Annotated in this window: 19 protein-coding genes; 9 read left to right on the forward strand and 10 right to left on the reverse strand. The window is 50.6% G+C overall.

Annotation, left to right across the window (positions count from 1 at the left end; genetic code table 11):
- Positions 1-16: 16 nt before the first annotated feature.
- From scpB to hisH, 3 genes are all read right to left on the reverse strand, one after another.
- On the reverse strand, positions 17-616 hold the full coding sequence (scpB, locus tag BOO20_RS08345) for an SMC-Scp complex subunit ScpB (RefSeq protein ID WP_076792007.1): 600 nt from the start codon (positions 614-616) through the stop codon (positions 17-19).
- Between the two features lie 57 nt (positions 617-673).
- A complete protein-coding gene (gene hisA, locus BOO20_RS08350) occupies positions 674-1,444 on the reverse strand; it encodes a 1-(5-phosphoribosyl)-5-[(5-phosphoribosylamino)methylideneamino]imidazole-4-carboxamide isomerase (RefSeq protein WP_076792008.1) in 771 nt (256 codons plus the stop codon).
- Positions 1,445-1,570: 126 nt separating this feature from the next.
- Positions 1,571-2,176 (reverse strand): imidazole glycerol phosphate synthase subunit HisH, encoded by a 606-nt coding sequence (gene hisH / locus BOO20_RS08355; protein WP_076792010.1) that lies wholly within the window; start codon positions 2,174-2,176, stop codon positions 1,571-1,573.
- A 159-nt stretch (positions 2,177-2,335) separates the two neighbouring features.
- On the opposite strand from hisH, the gene BOO20_RS08360 reads away from it, so the two are divergent.
- The 7 genes from BOO20_RS08360 to BOO20_RS08390 all read left to right on the forward strand — a co-directional run bounded on the left by BOO20_RS08360 (position 2,336) and on the right by BOO20_RS08390 (position 8,694).
- Positions 2,336-3,181: a sulfide/dihydroorotate dehydrogenase-like FAD/NAD-binding protein gene (locus BOO20_RS08360; protein WP_076792012.1), complete on the forward strand. Its 846-nt coding sequence runs from the start codon at positions 2,336-2,338 to the stop codon at positions 3,179-3,181.
- Positions 3,182-3,286: 105 nt separating this feature from the next.
- Positions 3,287-4,711, forward strand: a complete 1,425-nt coding sequence (gene gltA / locus BOO20_RS08365) for an NADPH-dependent glutamate synthase (protein ID WP_076792013.1) — start codon at positions 3,287-3,289, stop codon at positions 4,709-4,711.
- Between the two features lie 61 nt (positions 4,712-4,772).
- A complete protein-coding gene (nikR, locus tag BOO20_RS08370; protein ID WP_076792014.1) occupies positions 4,773-5,180 on the forward strand; it encodes a nickel-responsive transcriptional regulator NikR in 408 nt (135 codons plus the stop codon).
- A 125-nt stretch (positions 5,181-5,305) separates the two neighbouring features.
- Entirely contained in the window at positions 5,306-6,079 is a 774-nt protein-coding gene (locus BOO20_RS08375) for a transporter (protein ID WP_076792015.1), read from the forward strand.
- Positions 6,080-6,179: 100 nt separating this feature from the next.
- Positions 6,180-7,193 carry an energy-coupling factor ABC transporter permease gene (locus tag BOO20_RS08380; RefSeq protein ID WP_076792017.1) on the forward strand — a complete coding sequence of 338 codons (1,014 nt, stop codon included), beginning with the start codon at positions 6,180-6,182 and terminating at the stop codon, positions 7,191-7,193.
- On the forward strand, positions 7,193-7,960 hold the full coding sequence (locus BOO20_RS08385; RefSeq protein WP_076792018.1) for an energy-coupling factor transporter transmembrane component T: 768 nt from the start codon (positions 7,193-7,195) through the stop codon (positions 7,958-7,960). The genes BOO20_RS08380 and BOO20_RS08385 overlap by 1 nt, the downstream gene beginning before the upstream one ends.
- A gap of 11 nt (positions 7,961-7,971) precedes the next feature.
- Complete coding sequence (locus BOO20_RS08390; protein ID WP_076792020.1) at positions 7,972-8,694, forward strand: energy-coupling factor ABC transporter ATP-binding protein; 723 nt, start codon at positions 7,972-7,974, stop codon at positions 8,692-8,694.
- Between the two features lie 152 nt (positions 8,695-8,846).
- Here BOO20_RS08390 and BOO20_RS08395 read toward each other — a convergent pair whose 3' ends face one another.
- The 4 genes from BOO20_RS08395 to BOO20_RS08410 form a co-directional block, all read right to left on the reverse strand.
- Positions 8,847-9,278, reverse strand: coding sequence for a DUF1499 domain-containing protein (locus tag BOO20_RS08395; protein ID WP_006366315.1), 432 nt, complete (start codon positions 9,276-9,278; stop codon positions 8,847-8,849).
- Positions 9,279-9,490: 212 nt separating this feature from the next.
- Complete coding sequence (locus BOO20_RS08400) at positions 9,491-10,333, reverse strand: NYN domain-containing protein (protein WP_076792022.1); 843 nt, start codon at positions 10,331-10,333, stop codon at positions 9,491-9,493.
- Between the two features lie 155 nt (positions 10,334-10,488).
- Positions 10,489-11,508, reverse strand: coding sequence for a ferrochelatase (locus tag BOO20_RS08405; RefSeq protein WP_076792023.1), 1,020 nt, complete (start codon positions 11,506-11,508; stop codon positions 10,489-10,491).
- Between the two features lie 18 nt (positions 11,509-11,526).
- The gene (locus tag BOO20_RS08410; RefSeq protein WP_076792025.1) at positions 11,527-12,609 is read right to left on the reverse strand and encodes an efflux RND transporter periplasmic adaptor subunit; all 1,083 of its coding nucleotides are present in this window, start codon (positions 12,607-12,609) and stop codon (positions 11,527-11,529) included.
- A 165-nt stretch (positions 12,610-12,774) separates the two neighbouring features.
- Here BOO20_RS08410 and hisI point away from each other — a divergent pair, with 165 nt between their 5' ends.
- The gene (hisI, locus tag BOO20_RS08415) at positions 12,775-13,188 is read left to right on the forward strand and encodes a phosphoribosyl-AMP cyclohydrolase (protein ID WP_076792026.1); all 414 of its coding nucleotides are present in this window, start codon (positions 12,775-12,777) and stop codon (positions 13,186-13,188) included.
- Positions 13,172-13,921, forward strand: coding sequence for a bifunctional demethylmenaquinone methyltransferase/2-methoxy-6-polyprenyl-1,4-benzoquinol methylase UbiE (gene ubiE / locus BOO20_RS08420; protein WP_076792028.1), 750 nt, complete (start codon positions 13,172-13,174; stop codon positions 13,919-13,921). The genes hisI and ubiE overlap by 17 nt, the downstream gene beginning before the upstream one ends.
- A gap of 5 nt (positions 13,922-13,926) precedes the next feature.
- Here ubiE and BOO20_RS08425 read toward each other — a convergent pair whose 3' ends face one another.
- From BOO20_RS08425 to ligA, 3 genes are read right to left on the reverse strand one after another with little or no spacing between them, the layout of a single operon-like run.
- Positions 13,927-14,307, reverse strand: coding sequence for a VanZ family protein (locus tag BOO20_RS08425; RefSeq protein ID WP_233120932.1), 381 nt, complete (start codon positions 14,305-14,307; stop codon positions 13,927-13,929).
- 11 nt (positions 14,308-14,318) lie between these two features.
- The gene (locus BOO20_RS08430) at positions 14,319-14,945 is read right to left on the reverse strand and encodes an LOG family protein (protein ID WP_076792059.1); all 627 of its coding nucleotides are present in this window, start codon (positions 14,943-14,945) and stop codon (positions 14,319-14,321) included.
- An 18-nt stretch (positions 14,946-14,963) separates the two neighbouring features.
- On the reverse strand, positions 14,964-16,988 hold the full coding sequence (ligA, locus tag BOO20_RS08435) for an NAD-dependent DNA ligase LigA (protein ID WP_076792030.1): 2,025 nt from the start codon (positions 16,986-16,988) through the stop codon (positions 14,964-14,966).
- Between the last annotated feature and the right edge of the window lie 3 nt (positions 16,989-16,991).

Raw genomic sequence — 16,991 nt, forward strand, 5'->3', positions numbered from 1 at the left:
GTATATCGTATCCCCTTTAATCGGATAAAACGTTTTCCTGTCCGTCAGGACGGGCAAGATACTCCTGCTCCTCGTTCTCCTGAAGAATTTCCCGGATCTCGCGCAGCTTCGGCAGATCCTTTAATGACGGGAGGTGAAAGAGATCCAGAAAATCCCTGGTTGTTCCGTATTGCAGCGGCTTGCCCGGAGTGTCCGCCCTGCCGCGAACCTCAATGAATCCCCTATGCAGCAGACGATCCAGAGCATACTCCGGACTCACCCCCCTGATCTGTTGAATCTCTGCACGGGTCACCGGCTGATTATAGGCAATAACGGCAAGAACTTCAAGAATTGATCGGGAAAGCCGTCTCTGAATTTTCGGAGCAAGCAGTTTTTTGATGGTATCGGCAAACTCAGGCGTTGAAAGAAATCGATAACCACCGGCAAGCCGGTGAATGCGAAATGTTCTTCCTGTAAACTCATACTCGGCGTTGAGCTGGTCAATTATCGACTGCAATCCCGCAGAATCAAACTCGCTGCCGGTAACCTGGCGAATGGTCTGAATGGTAACAGCCTCTTCAGAGGCAAAAATGAGCGCCTCGATCTGCTGCGGCAACTGTTGATCCTGATTATGCACGTTTTTCTGTTATCCCTGTTGGAAAAAAGGATAGGGAGGGGCTCAAAAAAAACGGAACTATTTTTTCCGTGCTGTCGAAAAATTGTGATCCAGCGTAATACCCTCTTCAAAGGCGTACCACAGCTCCTGACAGGGAAAATTACACTCGTAGAGCGCCTTGCCGATAATAACCGAATCAACTCCATACGGAGTAAGCTCGGCAAGCTTCTTCAAATCCTCGGAATTGGTAACCCCTCCGGAAGCCGTGATTTTCATCCCTGCCCGCTCGGCAAACCTTTTGGTGCTTTCATAACCGAATCCCTGCATCATGCCATCACGGGAGATGTCGGTATAGATGATCCTTTCAATACCCATTGACTTCATCCGAAGAGCCAGATCATAATCCTTAAGGCCGCTGCTCTCCGTCCAACCCTTGATTTTCGGAATGCCGTTTTCAGCATCAATGCCGACAACTATCTGGGAGGGCCGGTAAATGGTCATGAGCGTCTCAACCAGTTTCGGGTCGGTAACTGCTGCTGAACCGATAACCACCCGGCTGACACCGATATCAAGATAGCGCTTGACAGCATCAACCGAACGGATGCCACCGCCAACCTGTACCGGTATATCAAGATCAGTAACAATTTCCCGGATCTTCCCGAAGTTGGTCATCTCTCCGGTTAGGGCGGCATCAAGATCGACGATATGGAGCATCTTGGCATTCTGCTTGCGCCAGATGATCGCCATGTCGCGGGGATTGTCGAGATATATTTTTTTCTGGTTAAAGTCACCTCGGGTAAGCCGGACACATTTGCCCTCTTTGATATCTATGGCTGGAATGATCAACATACATGCACCTCTATTAATTTGTTCCGCGATTGCATCGGGATCGGGGCTCCATCCGCCTCGCATCACGACCAGATCGGGAGTTGCGACCATGGATAGATGTGCCCAGGAAAGAATCAAAAAACTGTTTTAGCATTCGGCAAAGTTTTTCAGCACCTGCAAGCCTGCATCGGAACTTTTTTCCGGATGAAACTGAACAGCAAAAATACCATTTTTTTCAATGGCCGAACAAAAATTTTTTCCGGCATACCCGGTTGTCGCAGCAATTGCATCTGTACTATGCGGCTCACAGTAGAACGAGTGAACAAAGTAGAAAAAGGTGTGGTCCGCAACTCCCCGGAACAGCACACTCTCCTTCTGCTGATCAACGGAGTTCCATCCAATCTGGGGAATTTTATCGGTTTCGCTCCTGAAATGCAGCACGTTTCCGGGTACAAGGTTCAAACCCCTGTATGCCCCCATCTCCTCACTGTCTGAAAGAAGAAGCTGCATACCAAGGCAGATGCCGAGAAGCTGACCCCCTTTGTCGACATGCTCCAGAATTGCCTCACTGAAACCGCTCCTGTTGAGCGTCTCTATCGCCTGGCCAAACGCACCGACACCGGGTAGTACAACCTTGCTGCAGCCGGAGAGCTTCCGCGGATCACTGCTGACCATGGCCCTGACTCCGAGAAAATCAAATGCCTTCTGGACAGAGCGAAGGTTACCTGCACCATAATCAGCAATAAAGAGCATGAAAAAAACGTTAGGATTACTCGCAATATGCAGACAAACAGCCGCAACCCCACGACCGCTCCCTTCTGCACGATTTTTTTATTGTGTATTTAATTCTTATAATAAAAAATTTTGCACCTTACCGAAAAGTCTCCACTATCATACGAAATCGAAGAGCCAATGTATACAATCATCTCCTCAGTTTTTTTAGCGGAAAATATCAAAAAAATTGAAATAGAGGCCCCTCGGATCGCCAAAAAAAGAAAAGCCGGTCAGTTCGTCATGATCAGGGTCGGCCAGACCGGTGAAAGAGTGCCTCTTACCATTGCAGGCTCTGATCCTGAAAAAGGAACCATTACCATCATTGTCCAGGGAATGGGTAAATCCACAAGAGAGCTGAACAGCAAAGAGGCCGGAGATACCATCAGTGATATCGTCGGGCCACTCGGCACACCGTCGCATATCGAGAAATTCGGTACTGCCGTCAGCATCGGCGGAGGTGTAGGCACCGCCATTGCCTATCCGACAGCTGTAGCACTCAAGGAGGGAGGCAATTATGTCATCACCATCAACGGTGCACGATCAAAAGATCTGGTTATCCTTGAAGAGGAGATGAATGCGGTCAGTGATGAAGCATACATTACAACCGATGACGGCTCATACGGCTTTCACGGATTTGTCACCCAGAAACTCCAGCAGCTTATTGATTCGGGTAAAAAAATTGATTACGTGCTTGCCATCGGACCGATTCCGATGATGCGGGCGATTGCCGAAGTTACCCGACCCTACAACATCAAAACCATGGTGAGCCTCAATCCGATTATGGTGGATGGCACAGGAATGTGCGGCGGATGCAGGGTTACAATCGGCAACGAGATCAAGTTTGCCTGTGTTGACGGCCCCGAATTTGATGCCCATCTGGTCGATTTTAAAAATCTTACGGACCGCAACAAGCTCTACCTGCCGGAAGAGAAGCAGTCGGCTGAAACGTTTGCCCACCAGTGCAATCTCAACAAGCCGGGCTGACTTCAAACCGTTCATCCCGTTTTATTGGCCTGAAAAGTGACTCCCCTTGTCATAAAGGGAGAGCTATAGCAGTATCAACAAACTCTCTTTTTCAGAAGGATTACTATGGACGCACAGCATATCACAAAAAAAGAACGCATGGCAATCCCCCGTCAGGAGATGCCGGCGCAGAATCCGGACGTTCGCAACAAGAACTTCAGGGAGGTCAATCTTGGCTATACCGCTGAACTGGCTCAACAGGAGGCGCTCCGATGTATTCAGTGCAAGGATGCCCCCTGTATCAAGGGGTGTCCGGTCAATATCAAGATTGATCAGTTCATCAAACTGATCGCCGAAGGTGATTTCACCGGTGCGGCCCGCAAGATCAAGGAGGATAATGTTCTTCCCGCTATCTGCGGAAGAGTCTGCCCCCAGGAGGATCAGTGCGAGAAAGAGTGCGTTGTCGGCAGAAAAAACAAACCTGTCGCCATCGGCAACCTTGAACGCTTTGCAGCCGATTACGAGCGTGAGAGCGGAAGTGTGGAACTGCCGAAAGTACAGCCGGCAACCGGCAAAAAAATCGCAGTTATCGGAAGCGGTCCTGCCGGTCTGAGCTGCGCCAATGACCTTATACAGCTTGGTCATGCCGTGACAGTTTTTGAAGCGCTTCACGAACTGGGCGGGGTGCTGATGTACGGCATTCCTGAATTCCGCCTTCCCAAATCAATTGTACAGGGTGAACTTGAAGGGCTCAAAAAACTCGGTGTGAATTTTGTAACCAATACCGTTGCAGGCCGTACCGTTACCATTGACGAGCTTTTGAAAGATGAGGATTTTGATGCAATCTTTATCGGTGTAGGTGCCGGTCTGCCATGGTTCATGGGTATTCCCGGTGAAAATCTGCTCGGAGTCTATTCCGCCAATGAGTTCCTCACCAGGGTCAACCTGATGAAGTCCTACCGGTTCCCGGACAATGACACCCCGGTATTCAACTGCAAGGGGAAAAATGTTGCCGTGTTCGGAGGTGGAAATACCGCCATGGATGCCGTACGCACCGCCAAACGGCTTGGCGCTGAGCATGCCTACATTGTCTACCGTCGCTCGGAAGCGGAAATGCCCGCCCGTAAAGAGGAGATCCATCATGCAAAGGAAGAGGGCATAGAGTTCCTGCTGCTCATGAACCCTCTGGAGTTTATAGGCAATGAGCAGCAGTGGCTGACGGGAGCAAAATGCCTTAAAATGGAGCTGGGTGAACCAGACGAATCAGGAAGGCGCAAACCGGTACCGATAAAGGGTTCCGAGTTCATTCTTCCGATTGACATGGCGGTCATCTCAATCGGCAATGGCTCCAATCCGCTGATCAATCAGACCACACCGGATATCGCTGTCAGCAAGCGGGATACCATTGTTGTCGATATCAACACGATGGCAACCTCAAAGGAGAGTGTCTATGCCGGCGGGGACATTGTAACCGGCGGAGCGACCGTCATCCTTGCCATGGGCGCAGGACGGACTGCCGCCAAAGCCATTCACGAAAAGCTGACCCGATAAACACGCAAAGGGGAGCGGAGAAGCCTCCGCTCCATTTTGTCCACCAACTCACCAATCCCAAATGAGCGAACTTTACAGATTCGGTGTCTCCCTTGAAAAAGCACTGATCGACACGTTCGACCGCCATATTGAGGCACAGCACTATAAAAGCCGCTCTGAAGCACTCAGAGACCTTATCCGTGAAGAGCTCATAAGAAAACAGTGGATCGATGGAGGTACGGTTGCCGGGGCCATTGTCATGACCTATGACCATCACAAGCGTGAACTGGTCAACCTGCTCCTTGACATCCAGCATGACTTTCAGGAGACCATCATTTCAACCCAGCACGTTCACCTCGACCATCACCACTGCCTTGAAATTATTGCTGTAAAAGGCCGTGCCTCCGATGTTGAAAAACTTGCTACAACCCTCAAGGTCCAGGTCGGAGTCAAGCATCTGAGCCTGAGCATCTCTTCATCCGCAGGCTGAATCAAAAAAAACGGCATGTATTGAGCAGCGGTACATTTTTTTTGATTAAAGTAACACGATTATTATTTTAGTGCTATCGTCAACCACAATCAGCGTTATAATTAATCCCGCTATCCTTCATACCCATGCTGAAAAAAAGCGCTGTTTTCATTTTCACTCTTTTTGTATCAACAAACGCCTACGCGACCCATCCGCTCGTAACTGATGATACCGGTACCCAGGGAAAGGGAAAATTCCAGATTGAAATGAACAGTGAGTTCGCAAGCGACAACCGGGACGGTGGAACAGAAAAAGAGCACAGCGGAGAGGCTGCAGCGGCTCTCTCCTGGGGCATTGCCGACAATATTGACCTCGTCACAGCTCTGCCCGAAAAATGGCTGTCGATAAAATCGAATGGCATTACGTCACAGGATGCAAGGGGCATCGGGGATATGACCATCGAAATGAAATGGCGTTTTTTTGATGATAAAACAACCGGTTTAAGCTTTGCCCTGAAACCGGGCATCACCATACCAACAGGCAATGCCCAAAAAGGGCTGGGAAGCGATCTATTCCAGGAGAGCTTGCTACTCATTGCAACCCGTGCAGCCCGGCTCGGAGCCGTGCACTGCAATCTCGGCTACAGCCGTATCGAAAAGGGTGATGATAATACAAGAAACCATATATGGCATGGTTCTATCGGAACCGAAATCAATGTAACGGGAGATCTTCGTGCCGTTCTGAACTCAGGAATTGAAACGAATGATGCAAAGGCGTCAAAAAAGCATCCTGCGTTTCTTCTCGGGGGAGTCATTTGCGCTGTTGCAGAGAGTCTTGATCTTGATTTCGGCCTCAAATACGGACTCAATGAAGCTGAAACCGATACAGCTTTTCTCGCCGGACTGACAGCCCGGTTTTAACGGTCGGAAATCTGTTTTCAACAAATCCACTCATTGCAGTTTGGTGTTACAATTATTAATTTCATAGCACGAAGATCAACAAACCGGAGGAACTATCATCATGCACATGTCTGACTCGCTCTTGTCTCCGGTTGTCGGCGGCACATTCTGGATTGCAAGCGGGGCGCTCATCGGCTATTCGGCAAAAATAATCACCGAAGAGAACGACAACAGCAAAACAGCATTCATGGGTGTACTCGGAGCATTTGTTTTTGCTGCACAGATGATCAACTTCACCATTCCCGGCACCGGTTCAAGCGGTCATCTTGGCGGAGGACTGCTGCTTGCCATATTGCTCGGCCCCTACCGGGCATTTATTACGCTGGCCTCGGTACTCATCATTCAGTGCCTCTTTTTTGCGGATGGAGGCCTCCTGGCCCTTGGCTGCAATATCTTCAATCTGGCATTTTTCCCTGCATTTATTGCATTTCCCTTTATCTATCGGGTTATCGGCGGGGGATCTGCATCACCGGAAAAACTTGCTTTCGGCAGCTTAATGGCCGCCACAGCGGGTCTTTTGATGGGTGCACTCTCCGTTGTACTGCAAACGGTTTTATCGGGAATAACTGAGTTACCGTTCGGCACTTTTCTGCTTTTCATGCTGCCGGTCCATCTTGCTATCGGTATTGTTGAGGGTCTGGTTACCTGGGGTGTACTCGTTTTCATTGCACGAACAGAGCCGTCTCTGCTCGTTCCCTCCGGAACCGCCGTTCATCCCCGTTCGACTTTCGCACTCTTTGCTGTTCTTTCGCTCCTCGTCGGAGGGGTACTCTCCTGGTATGCCTCCCCGCAACCCGACGGACTTGAATGGTCAATAGCGAAAGTATCGGGTTCCTCAGAGTTCCGACCGGTCAGCGAACCTCTGCATAATGCCCTTGCTGCTCTGCAGCAGAAGGTCGCATTCCTGCCCGATTACGGCTTCAAGTCCACCACGGAATCCCTCAGGAACCCGGAATCACCTGTAAATGCGGGCACAACTCTGTCCGGTATCGTCGGAAGTCTTTCCGTCCTTGCTGCAGCCGGAACCATAGGCCTGCTACTGGGCAGAAAACGAACTGAAGCGGAACGCCAGTGATGCGCTCCCGACTCCACTCAGATGACTCTGGCACTGCCAGGCATGAAAGAGCAACTCCGGTCTCTCTATTCCTCGGGAGTGACCGCTCTGCCCTGATCGTGACGGTTCTCTTTGTTTTCTCACTGCTTTCGGTTCCGAAATTCAACCTTCCAGGAGTAATTGCTTTCGGGACCTTTCCGCTATTTCTCATGTTTGCGACAAGGCTTGACGTGAACATCATTGTGAAACGACTGTTGCAGATCTCCCCCTTTGTGCTCTTTATGGCTGCCGGAAATCTTGTGCTGGACCGGAACCCCGTCATGACTATCTCCGGTATAACCTTCAGCGGAGGGATGATTTCCGGTACGGTTATTGTAGCAAAAACAATCATTTCCGTTGCCGGTCTCCTCACCGTTACCCTCTGCATTCCGTTTTATCGTATCTGCAGCGCGCTTGAATCACTTCATGTTCCCGATCTCCTCGTAACACAGCTTATACTGCTCGAGCGCTACAGCTCCGTTTTGCATAAAGAGGCCCAGGCAATGCAGAAGGCAAGGGATATCCGCTCGTTCGGCAGGAGAGGAAAAGGGCTCTTTCGAACAGCTCCTCTCCTTGGATCATTGCTATTGAGAACAACAGTCCGTGCCGAAAGGCTTTACCGCAGCATGAGTGCCAGAGGTTTCGATGGACGGCTCGCAAGCCGCTCTCCTGCGAACATGAGCCCTCAAGAGTGGAAAACCGTTGGACTCTGGACGCTCTTTTTCCTGGTGCTTCGCCTGATCTTTTAATTATCACCTGAATGATCTCCATTGAAGGACTCTCTTTTTCCTACCCTGACGGAACAAAAGCAATTGAGAACATCAACCTTGCCATAACCGAAGGGAGCGCCGTCGGTATTGCAGGAGCAAACGGGGCAGGGAAATCGACACTGGTCAATCACCTGAACGGCTACTATCTGCCCATGGAGGGCTCCATTTCGATTGGCGGCATAAGAGTGAGCAGAAAAAATCTTGACCTGATCCATAAAATGGTTGGCCTGCTTTTTCAGAATCCGGATGACCAGCTCTTTACGGCAAGGCTTTACGATGATGTGGCCTTCGGGCCGGAGAATCTCGGCATGAATCGCAGGGATATCGCAATCCTGGCTGAAGAGATGCTCCGGGAACTGAATCTCTGGGAGCTGCGCGATAAACCTCCGGCTCACCTCTCGCAGGGTCAGAAGCGGTTTGCCTCCTTTGCCACCGTGCTGATCATGAAGCCGGATGTGATTGTCATGGATGAACCGACGTCGGATCTTGATCCAAAAAACCGGAGAAAACTGATCAACCTGGTAAATTCGCTTGGAATAACAAAAATCACGGTTTCACATGACCTCGATTTTATCTGGGACACCTGCGATCGGGTATGCATCATGAACAACGGATGCATTGCTGCCGACGGTCAGACGAGAGAAATTCTCTCCGACAGAACACTGCTTGAAGCCAACAATCTCGAGCTTCCGCTGCGCTTGCAGCAATTATAAATTTTGAATGCTGATTTTTGGATTGCAAAGAAAATCAAAAAAAGGACCTCAGGGACTTCAGGGACAGCAAGGACGAAAAGAAATATCACCATAGCGGGCGATCACACAGGATCGCCCCTACACCAATTCGTGTAATTGCGTCTGTTTCGTGATCAATAGGCTTTCCTCAGCTCTTCGACCCTTGCGCGATTTACACCGAGATCGGAAAATCCGAGCCTTGAGGAGGATCGAACATGAATAACACGCTCTTCAGGACTGAGTCTGAACTCGACATCATCGATAAAACCGATTACCGGAACCGTAAATGTTGACCAGATATACCACTGCTCTTCATGCTGCACGGTTCCGCCCTTCTCCGTAATCACTTTTTTCAAGCGCGCCATAGCCTCTTCAGGTGACCCCGAAAATGGCAGCGGGTCGATCCGGTGAATCAGGTCGCTGCTCTCACTGCTTACACAGTTTGGTGTCGGGGGGCAGGGCCTGAGTTTTCCATTCACAAGCTGAGGGCTCACCTCGGGCTGCGGCCATAACCCGGAGAGCTGAGCGGTTACCGCCCCGATTGCATCACTGAAAATATCACTCATAATATGATCCGGTTTTATTATTGTTTAAAAAAGAACATAGAAGAGATCAGGGGCAGCAACGACGAAGAGCAGGGCAAACACACAGGTTTGCCCCTACAATTCAAATCTCTTCAATTTCGTGTCATTTCGTCTGTTTCGTGGCCAAAAACTTGTCCACCGTGTCCACTTCTGTCCACCATCTCATCCTCCACGGGAGTCCACGCTCTTCCTCTTCACCCCGCAGTTCGCGAAGCGAGTTCTTCAACCATCACGTTATCGATGAGCTTGACGGTGATTTCAGGAATCTCCTTTGCTTTATTCACATGGAAAACCGTCACCTCAAAAACATCACTCATCCGCACAATCGCCGTTAAATCCCTGATATAGTGGCTAACCCCGAGAAAACTCAGGGGGAGAAGACATTTGACATGGTAGGGGTTGCTCAGAAAAACTCCGTAGGGCTTCACCTTCAGGACTGTGCCGGTAAAATGCTCCCCGACATCGGGCAGTCGAGCCGGAAACCCGCCATGAGCAAGGGCTGAAGCGGAATCAGTACGCGGAGTATCTCCGCTGCGCAGGTGCCCGATACGATCTCTGAGCAGTGAAAGGTCACAATAGGTAACATTTGGTTCTGCAAGCAGTTCCCTTGCACTTAATCCCTGGGTGGAGTAGACAATAACCTCTTTTCCCTTCTCTTTCAGCGCTCTGAGCAGAGGAAGAAAATCACTGTCGCCACTGAAAAGCATAAAGGTATCATAGCGTTCACTGTCGATTAACGCATCGACAACAAGCTCGACATCAAGATTGCCCTTCATGATAACCTCTCCGGTCTCCTTGTTGACAATTTTTTTGACCGGTTTGGAGATGATCCGGTAACCTTGGGCAGTCAGTACCCTTGTAAATGCCGCATTTTCTTCCGATACCGGCTCGGATGCCGGAACGTAGTAATTGGCCTCTACCGAAGCATATCCTGTCATAAAAAAAGCCATCAGCCGTGAAAAATCTATCTGCCACCCGAGATGGCGCTGCGTATAAAACAGATTTGCGCCGTCAATAAAAACAGCTGCTCGACCCATAATATCAGCTCCTCTTCATTTTTTCAGCATCAATATGCATCCGCTCAAACTATTGGAACAACTGCGGGGTGTTAACCATTCAGTCCGATCTTTGGGAAGAGTGCAAGTACACGTACCATTGGTCAACAGTGCCCGATGCTGAAAGCCGGAGAGGGTTAGCCTAAGCGGGTTATCTGTCTTGCCGCCCGGATCACGCGATCACCAAGATAGGCTATAAACTCGCGGGAAGTGTTGAGGCAGGGAATAAGTACAGCATCTTGTACAGACGTTGCGGATCTGAGCTCATCAGCACGGCGAATGGTCTCATTTCCGTCGGAAAAATATCCGCAGGCAAAAAGATCAACACGTAAAGAGCTCTCTTTTTGAAGCTGCGAACAGATTTCAGAAAAAGAGGGGGTGGTCCAGCTCCCGCCAACATCATGATTGAGGTATACCGTCATGATCCTGCCGTATGGATTGCGGCTGTCACCGGGAATCAGATCTCCGAGCCGTTCGGCAAAACCCAGTGTACCTTCAAGGCCGGTCCGAAACGGAGGAACTTCACCTTTTTTGTTACTAACCAGTGTACCGTGAAACAGAAGCAGCAGAAGCCGCTCTTCATCCCTCAGAACCGGTTGATCTTTCGGCTTGTCACCGCAGGATTGAAACAGGTGATCAAGATAAAGCCTGTGCAGCTGCTCATCCGCCCAGAACCTGCTTAACACTCTGACGTTTCCGAGCTCCCCCGGGCTGCGCGATGATTTCAGCCAGGAACAGAGCAGACCGCAGGATAGGCTTGAGTCAACAGGTGCCATTGAGATAATGATCTGCCCTGAACAGTCTCGGGTCGCTTCAATGACGCTCTCCGCATAGGGCGGTGAGGCTGAAAAAGCTGCATGCACCTCAAAATCAGGAAGATCCTGAAATGCAGATGCATCCAGATAGTGCTGCAGGGCTGCGACCTGGTCACGGGTAATCCGGTTTTGGGGGGAACAGCGGGGATCGGTTCGGGCACGAATAATTTTTTTCAGCGAAGAGGATACGGCTATCGTGCGCTGCAGAAGAGCTGGAATCGGCATCACAAGTGATGCGTGAGCAAGTGTTTGACGGGTTACGCGATAGTTTTCTGTAAAAAGATTGGTCTCTGCCTCACCATGAGCGACAAGAATAACGGCTATTTTCTCTTTTGAGGGCATTCGGCGGCAATCAATATCTCAGGGTTTCCCTGCCTGAACAATTCTGACATCCATCCCTTCATGAAGTCCCTTGTCGGGAACAAGAGCCACTTTATCCCCTTTTTTTAACCCCTGCAGAACTTCAACAAAGGTCAGGTCACTGGATCCCTGGCGAATCGGCTGCTTTTTCAGGCGACCCTTTTCGATTTTCCAGACATAGTTCTGATGATTCTCCTCAAAAACCGAACTTTTTCTGACCAGCAGGGCATTTTGGCGGACGTTGTAGATAATGTTTGCTGTCGCTGTCATACCTGCCTGAATAGTACCCGCCGGCTTGTCAATGGTCAGATAGATCTTTGAAGTTTTGGTGATTTTGTCCGTCTGCGGCACGATGCGCGAAACAACTGCTGAAAGCCGCTGATCAGGGTAGGCATCAAAGACAACCGTGGCCTTCTGACCATTGCGGATACGGGGCACATCAAGTTCATCGACCTCCACACTGATCAGATAGCCCGCAGGATCAACCACTCTGGCAACAAGAGTACCGGCAGGGAGATAATCACCCTGTTTGACGTTCTGCAAGGTCAGTACCCCGTCGAAAGGGGCCTTCACGAAGAGCTTGTTGAGATCATCCTGGCGCATCTTCAACTGTAATGCCTTTTGCTGAAGCAGCTCATCAGCCTGAACGCTCTTCTTCTCGGCTTCATCAAGATCCTGGCGGGAGATCGCCCCTTCATGGTAGAGATTTCTCTTTCTCTTCAGTTGCGCTCTGCTCTCCCGTGCCTGGGCATCCTGCTCGGCAACTGATGAACGCGCTTCACTGACGGCAAACTGGGGCTGGGGACTGTCGAAGGAGATGATGTTCTGGCCTCTTTTGACCGACTCGCCCTCCTTTGCGCCAATATAACTGACGGTTCCGGAAAATTCTGTATTGAGGTTGGCTATCGACTCCGCCTCAACAAACCCTGTAGCATAGATCGCCTGGACAAGTTCAGCATTGGTCACCTCTCCGGCCTCAATATCAACGGTATTTCCCCTTGTAATCAAAAAAAACACCGTGATAACAAACAGAACACCAAGGGCTATGGAATATTTCGGAAAAACTTTCTGTAGGGTATTCATTTATAGTTTATCTGAATAATTCGGCTTTGGGAAGTTACATGTTTTGCACTATTTCTCCATTCCGACCTTGGTTTTTCCATAATTTTATCAATCTTTAAAAACATTTTCGATTCCTGCCGCCAAAAGAGGGGCCGGGGTATAAAAAACACTTAATCTACAGTATCAATGGGCGATAATCAAGATAACAGGAAAAGCTTTCTTGACACCGTAAAGTTCGATGAAAAAGGACTGGTACCGGCAATTGTCCAGGATCATGAAACCGGCAAGGTACTCATGATGGCATGGATGAACCGCGAAAGCCTTCAAATGACCTTCGACAGAAAGAAAGCCTGCTACTGGAGCCGAAGCCGCAAGGAGCTCTGGCTGAAAGGAGAATCATCCGGCAACATGCAGGATGTTCATGATATTCTTATCGACTGCGATGGCGATACCCTGCTCCTGAAAGTATCCCAGACAGGTGGTGCCTGCCACGTTGGCTACCACTCATGCTTTTATCGCAAGGCAAACCCTGATATGACCATGGATATCTGCGATACGCTGATGTTTAATCCGGAAGAGGTATATGGTAAAAAAAGCTGAACCAATGGCAAATCAATCCAAAGAGAACGCCAAATCCCTGAACCGGACCAAATCGAGAGCCTCGATTCAGCAGATGTTTGATGAGGTTGCTCCGACCTATGATTTTTTAAATCACCTCTTGAGCCTCGGAATAGACAATTACTGGAGGGCAAACGCCACCGGCAGGGCAAAAAAACTGTTGCAGAACACTCCTCTGCCTCAAATTCTTGATGTCGCCACCGGCACCGGTGATCTGGCTGCCTCCATGGCAAAAATAGCTGGGGCAAAGGTTACTGCACTTGATCTTTCGCCTGAAATGCTGGTGCTCGCAAGAAAAAAATACCCGGAGATAACGTTTCTTGAGGGGTATGCAGAAAAACTCCCCTTCAATGATGCAAGTTTCGATATAGTCAGCGCGGGGTTCGGCGTAAGAAACTTTGAAGACCTTGAAAAGGGAATGCAGGAGTTCCACCGGGTGCTCAAACCGGGGGGCTACACCCTGATTATTGAGCCGATGATACCGAGAAACGACGTGATGAAAAAGCTTTACCTCATCTACTTCAAGAAGGTTCTGCCGAAAATCGCGGGTCTGTTCAGCAAATCCACCTTTGCCTACGACTACCTGCCCCACTCGGTTGAAAAGTTTCCACAGGCTGAAGCATTCACCGCAATCCTCCGCAAAGCAGGATTCAGCAAGGCGGACTATTTCCCCATGACCTTTGAAACCTCTATTCTCTACGTAGCCCGGAAATAAAGAGATTACACCGCCCAGCGGGCCTGAAGCAGAGGGAGGCGCTGGAGCATCGGAATGGAAACAAGGTAACTGCCTATACCGACAATATCGACAAGAAGATCGGCCAGAGAGGCTGAACGGCTGGGCAGAAATGACTGCACATACTCAATGGCAAGGCCATAAAGAATGAGCGGTATGATCTTGAACACCCCGAAGCGGCTCTTCGGAAAAGCAAAATCCACAAGCACGGCAAGCACAGCAAAAGCCAGAAAGTGAAGCAGCTTGTCACCGTTTTCGACATGCAGATTCACTCCGCTCCGAACCGTTGCCTGCCAGCTTATAACTACCACCGCAGCGGTCAGCATCAGCCGCGAGAGGATCATCATATACCGTTTTTTCTCTTTCATCGCGTGCATCGTTACTGGTTCTGTGCATCAAGCTCATTGCGATATTTCGAGAAGTTCCTGCATGCATGCTCCTGCTTGAAGCGATCGCTATGGATTTTTTTAATCAGCTCTACCACCTGCTCCGGCTCCATCACATGAAAAATCATGTGCATATCGCCTTTACTGAAAAGCCCGCGCTCCATCACCTCACGCTTCAGCCAGCTCAGAAGATCACTCCATATCGCACCATAAAGAATGATCGGCGTTTCGCAGATTCGCTCCACCTGGACAAGCTGCCAGGCGTAAAAGAGTTCAAGCAGTGTACCGATTCCGCCGGGGGCAACCACTACGGCATCGGAAAGTGCCATAAAGTTGTCGAGACGACTGCTGAAAAGGGGGAACTCCTCCTTGATATCGAGAAACGGATTCGGCTCCTGCTCACGGGGAAGCCGGATGTTCAGCCCTATTGAGCGGCTCTCTGACCGGGCACTTCGGGAACCGGCATTTGCCGCCTGCATAAGCCCGGGTCCACCGCCGGTCACAATATCAAACCCCTCTTCAGCCAACCCTCTGGCAATCGCAAAAACATCCTGATAATCCCGGTCACCCTCTTCAATTCTGGCCGACCCGAAGATCGCCACCCGGTAATGTGGTGCCATTGCCATACTGGATCAGATTTATAACATTGCATCAAACGCATCCTCTGATACTACCCTCACCCCGAGCTTCAACGCCTTTTCAAGCTTGCTTCCGGGATCACGGCCGGCAACAACAAGGCCGGTTTTTTTACTGACCGAACCGACCACCCTGCCACCCCGCTCAATAACCAGTTCGGAGGCTTTCTGACGGTCATAACGCTCAAGCCCGCCGGTAAAAATAACGCTGATGCCCTCAAAATTCCGGTTGACCTGCTCGGGCTTTCCTGCCGCACTTACCTGAACTCCCGCATCACGCAGCGTTTCAAAGAGGGCTGCCAATGAAGGCTTTGCAAAAAAGTCAACGATGCTGCGTGCCACAATCGGGCCGACATCGGGAACCGTTGCAAGCTCCTCCTCGCCGGCCTGCCGCAGGAGATCAAGCGAAGGGTATGCCGCCGAAAGCTCACGGGCGGTTGCACGACCGACATGACGGATACCGAGTGCGTAGAGCAGCCTCTCATAACTTTTTTCACGGCTCTCGGCAAGAGCCCGAACAAGATTCTGCGCGGACTTGCGGCCCATGCGCTCCAGATTTTCAAGTTGCGGCTCCTGGAGCAGGTAGAGATCTCCGACATCGCGAACAAGCTTCATCCCGACCAGCTGATCGACCAGAGCCTTGCCGAGTGTCTTGATATCCATGGCGTTGCGCGAAGCAAAGTGAAGCAGCCTTCCCCTGATTTGAGCCGGGCACTCCGCTTCATTGGGGCAGTACCAGCTCACCTCGTTCTCCGGCTTTTCAAGAGGGGCATTGCACTCCGGACAGAGAACAGGAACGATAATCGGCTCCGCCTCTACCGGGCGCTCCGCGAGAACGACACGGATCACCTTTGGAATCACCTCTCCTGCTTTCTCGATAATCACACGGTCATGCACCATAAGACCGAGCCGCTCAATCTCATCGAAGTTATGCAGGGTGGAGCGCGATACGGTTGAACCGGCAAGCAAAACCGGCTTGAGTTCTGCTACCGGAGTGATGGTTCCAAGCCGGCCAACCTGGAAGAGCACATCAAGCAGCTCCGTTGCCGCCTGCTGAGCAGGATACTTGTAGGCAATTGCCCAGCGGGGGCTTTTTGCTGTCGCCCCTATCCTCTCCCAGAGCCGGACATCATTGAGCTTCAAAACAATACCGTCGGTCTCATAAGGGAGCTTCCATCGCTTCTCGGTCCACTCTTCAATAAAGCGGTTGATCTCGTTCTGTTCCCGGCAAAGCCGGTAGTGACCGCCGGTATGAAATCCCAGACGTTCGAGTATCTTCAGTCTTGAGAAATGCGAAGCGGTTTCATCACCGAGACCTTTGAGATAGTATGCAACAAAAGAGAGCCTGCGTCTGGCTACTTCAGCAGAGTCCTGAAGCTTGAGGGTCCCGGCGGTGGCGTTGCGGGGGTTGGCAAAGCGATCCTCTTCGGGGCGGGTTTCGTTAAGGTGTTCAAAATCCTGCTTCGGCATATAGACCTCTCCCCGTACCTCAATCTCCCTCCCCTCCCCCTGAAGTTCACCGGCAAGAGAACCCTCAAGCCGCAGAGGGATTGTGGCGATGGTTTTGAGATTGACCGTAATATTGTCACCCTGAACTCCGTCACCGCGTGTCGCACCCTGAACAAGAAGAGCGTCCCGATAGAGAAGCGTGACGGCAACACCGTCAAACTTCAGCTCGGCAACCAGCTCCTGCTCCTGCACTCCTTCAAGCAGAAGAAGCTTTCTCAGCCGGTTGCAGAACTCCTCAACCTCCTCAAGCGAGTAGGTGTTGGAGAGGCTCAGCATCGGCTCCCGGTGCCGGACAGCTGTGAACTCCTTCGTAATGGTACCGCCAACCCGCTGCGAGGGGCTGTCGGGAGTTACAAGTTCGGGGTACTGCTGCTCAAGCGCAACAAGCTGCCCAAGAAGCAGGTCAAAATCGTAATCGGAGATTTCGGGTTTTGCCTCCTGGTAATAGAGCCGGTTGTGGCGTTCAATCTCTCTGCGAAGCCGCAGAATCTCCTCACTGGCACTGATGATATCGGTCATTGA

This window comes from Chlorobium sp. KB01 (assembly GCF_001975465.1).
GTDB lineage: Bacteria > Bacteroidota > Chlorobiia > Chlorobiales > Chlorobiaceae > Chlorobium.

Coding starts and splice junctions, on each gene's coding strand:
- hisA (WP_076792008.1), bottom strand. CDS start 1,444: ATGTTGATCATTCCAGCCATAGATATCAAAGAGGGCAAATGTGTCCGG.
- hisH (WP_076792010.1), bottom strand. CDS start 2,176: ATGCTCTTTATTGCTGATTATGGTGCAGGTAACCTTCGCTCTGTCCAG.
- BOO20_RS08360 (WP_076792012.1), top strand. CDS start 2,336: ATGTATACAATCATCTCCTCAGTTTTTTTAGCGGAAAATATCAAAAAA.
- gltA (WP_076792013.1), top strand. CDS start 3,287: ATGGACGCACAGCATATCACAAAAAAAGAACGCATGGCAATCCCCCGT.
- nikR (WP_076792014.1), top strand. CDS start 4,773: ATGAGCGAACTTTACAGATTCGGTGTCTCCCTTGAAAAAGCACTGATC.
- BOO20_RS08375 (WP_076792015.1), top strand. CDS start 5,306: ATGCTGAAAAAAAGCGCTGTTTTCATTTTCACTCTTTTTGTATCAACA.
- BOO20_RS08380 (WP_076792017.1), top strand. CDS start 6,180: ATGCACATGTCTGACTCGCTCTTGTCTCCGGTTGTCGGCGGCACATTC.
- BOO20_RS08385 (WP_076792018.1), top strand. CDS start 7,193: ATGCGCTCCCGACTCCACTCAGATGACTCTGGCACTGCCAGGCATGAA.
- BOO20_RS08390 (WP_076792020.1), top strand. CDS start 7,972: ATGATCTCCATTGAAGGACTCTCTTTTTCCTACCCTGACGGAACAAAA.
- BOO20_RS08395 (WP_006366315.1), bottom strand. CDS start 9,278: ATGAGTGATATTTTCAGTGATGCAATCGGGGCGGTAACCGCTCAGCTC.
- BOO20_RS08400 (WP_076792022.1), bottom strand. CDS start 10,333: ATGGGTCGAGCAGCTGTTTTTATTGACGGCGCAAATCTGTTTTATACG.
- BOO20_RS08405 (WP_076792023.1), bottom strand. CDS start 11,508: ATGCCCTCAAAAGAGAAAATAGCCGTTATTCTTGTCGCTCATGGTGAG.
- BOO20_RS08410 (WP_076792025.1), bottom strand. CDS start 12,609: ATGAATACCCTACAGAAAGTTTTTCCGAAATATTCCATAGCCCTTGGT.
- hisI (WP_076792026.1), top strand. CDS start 12,775: ATGGGCGATAATCAAGATAACAGGAAAAGCTTTCTTGACACCGTAAAG.
- ubiE (WP_076792028.1), top strand. CDS start 13,172: ATGGTAAAAAAAGCTGAACCAATGGCAAATCAATCCAAAGAGAACGCC.
- BOO20_RS08425 (WP_233120932.1), bottom strand. CDS start 14,307: ATGAAAGAGAAAAAACGGTATATGATGATCCTCTCGCGGCTGATGCTG.
- BOO20_RS08430 (WP_076792059.1), bottom strand. CDS start 14,945: ATGGCACCACATTACCGGGTGGCGATCTTCGGGTCGGCCAGAATTGAA.
- ligA (WP_076792030.1), bottom strand. CDS start 16,988: ATGACCGATATCATCAGTGCCAGTGAGGAGATTCTGCGGCTTCGCAGA.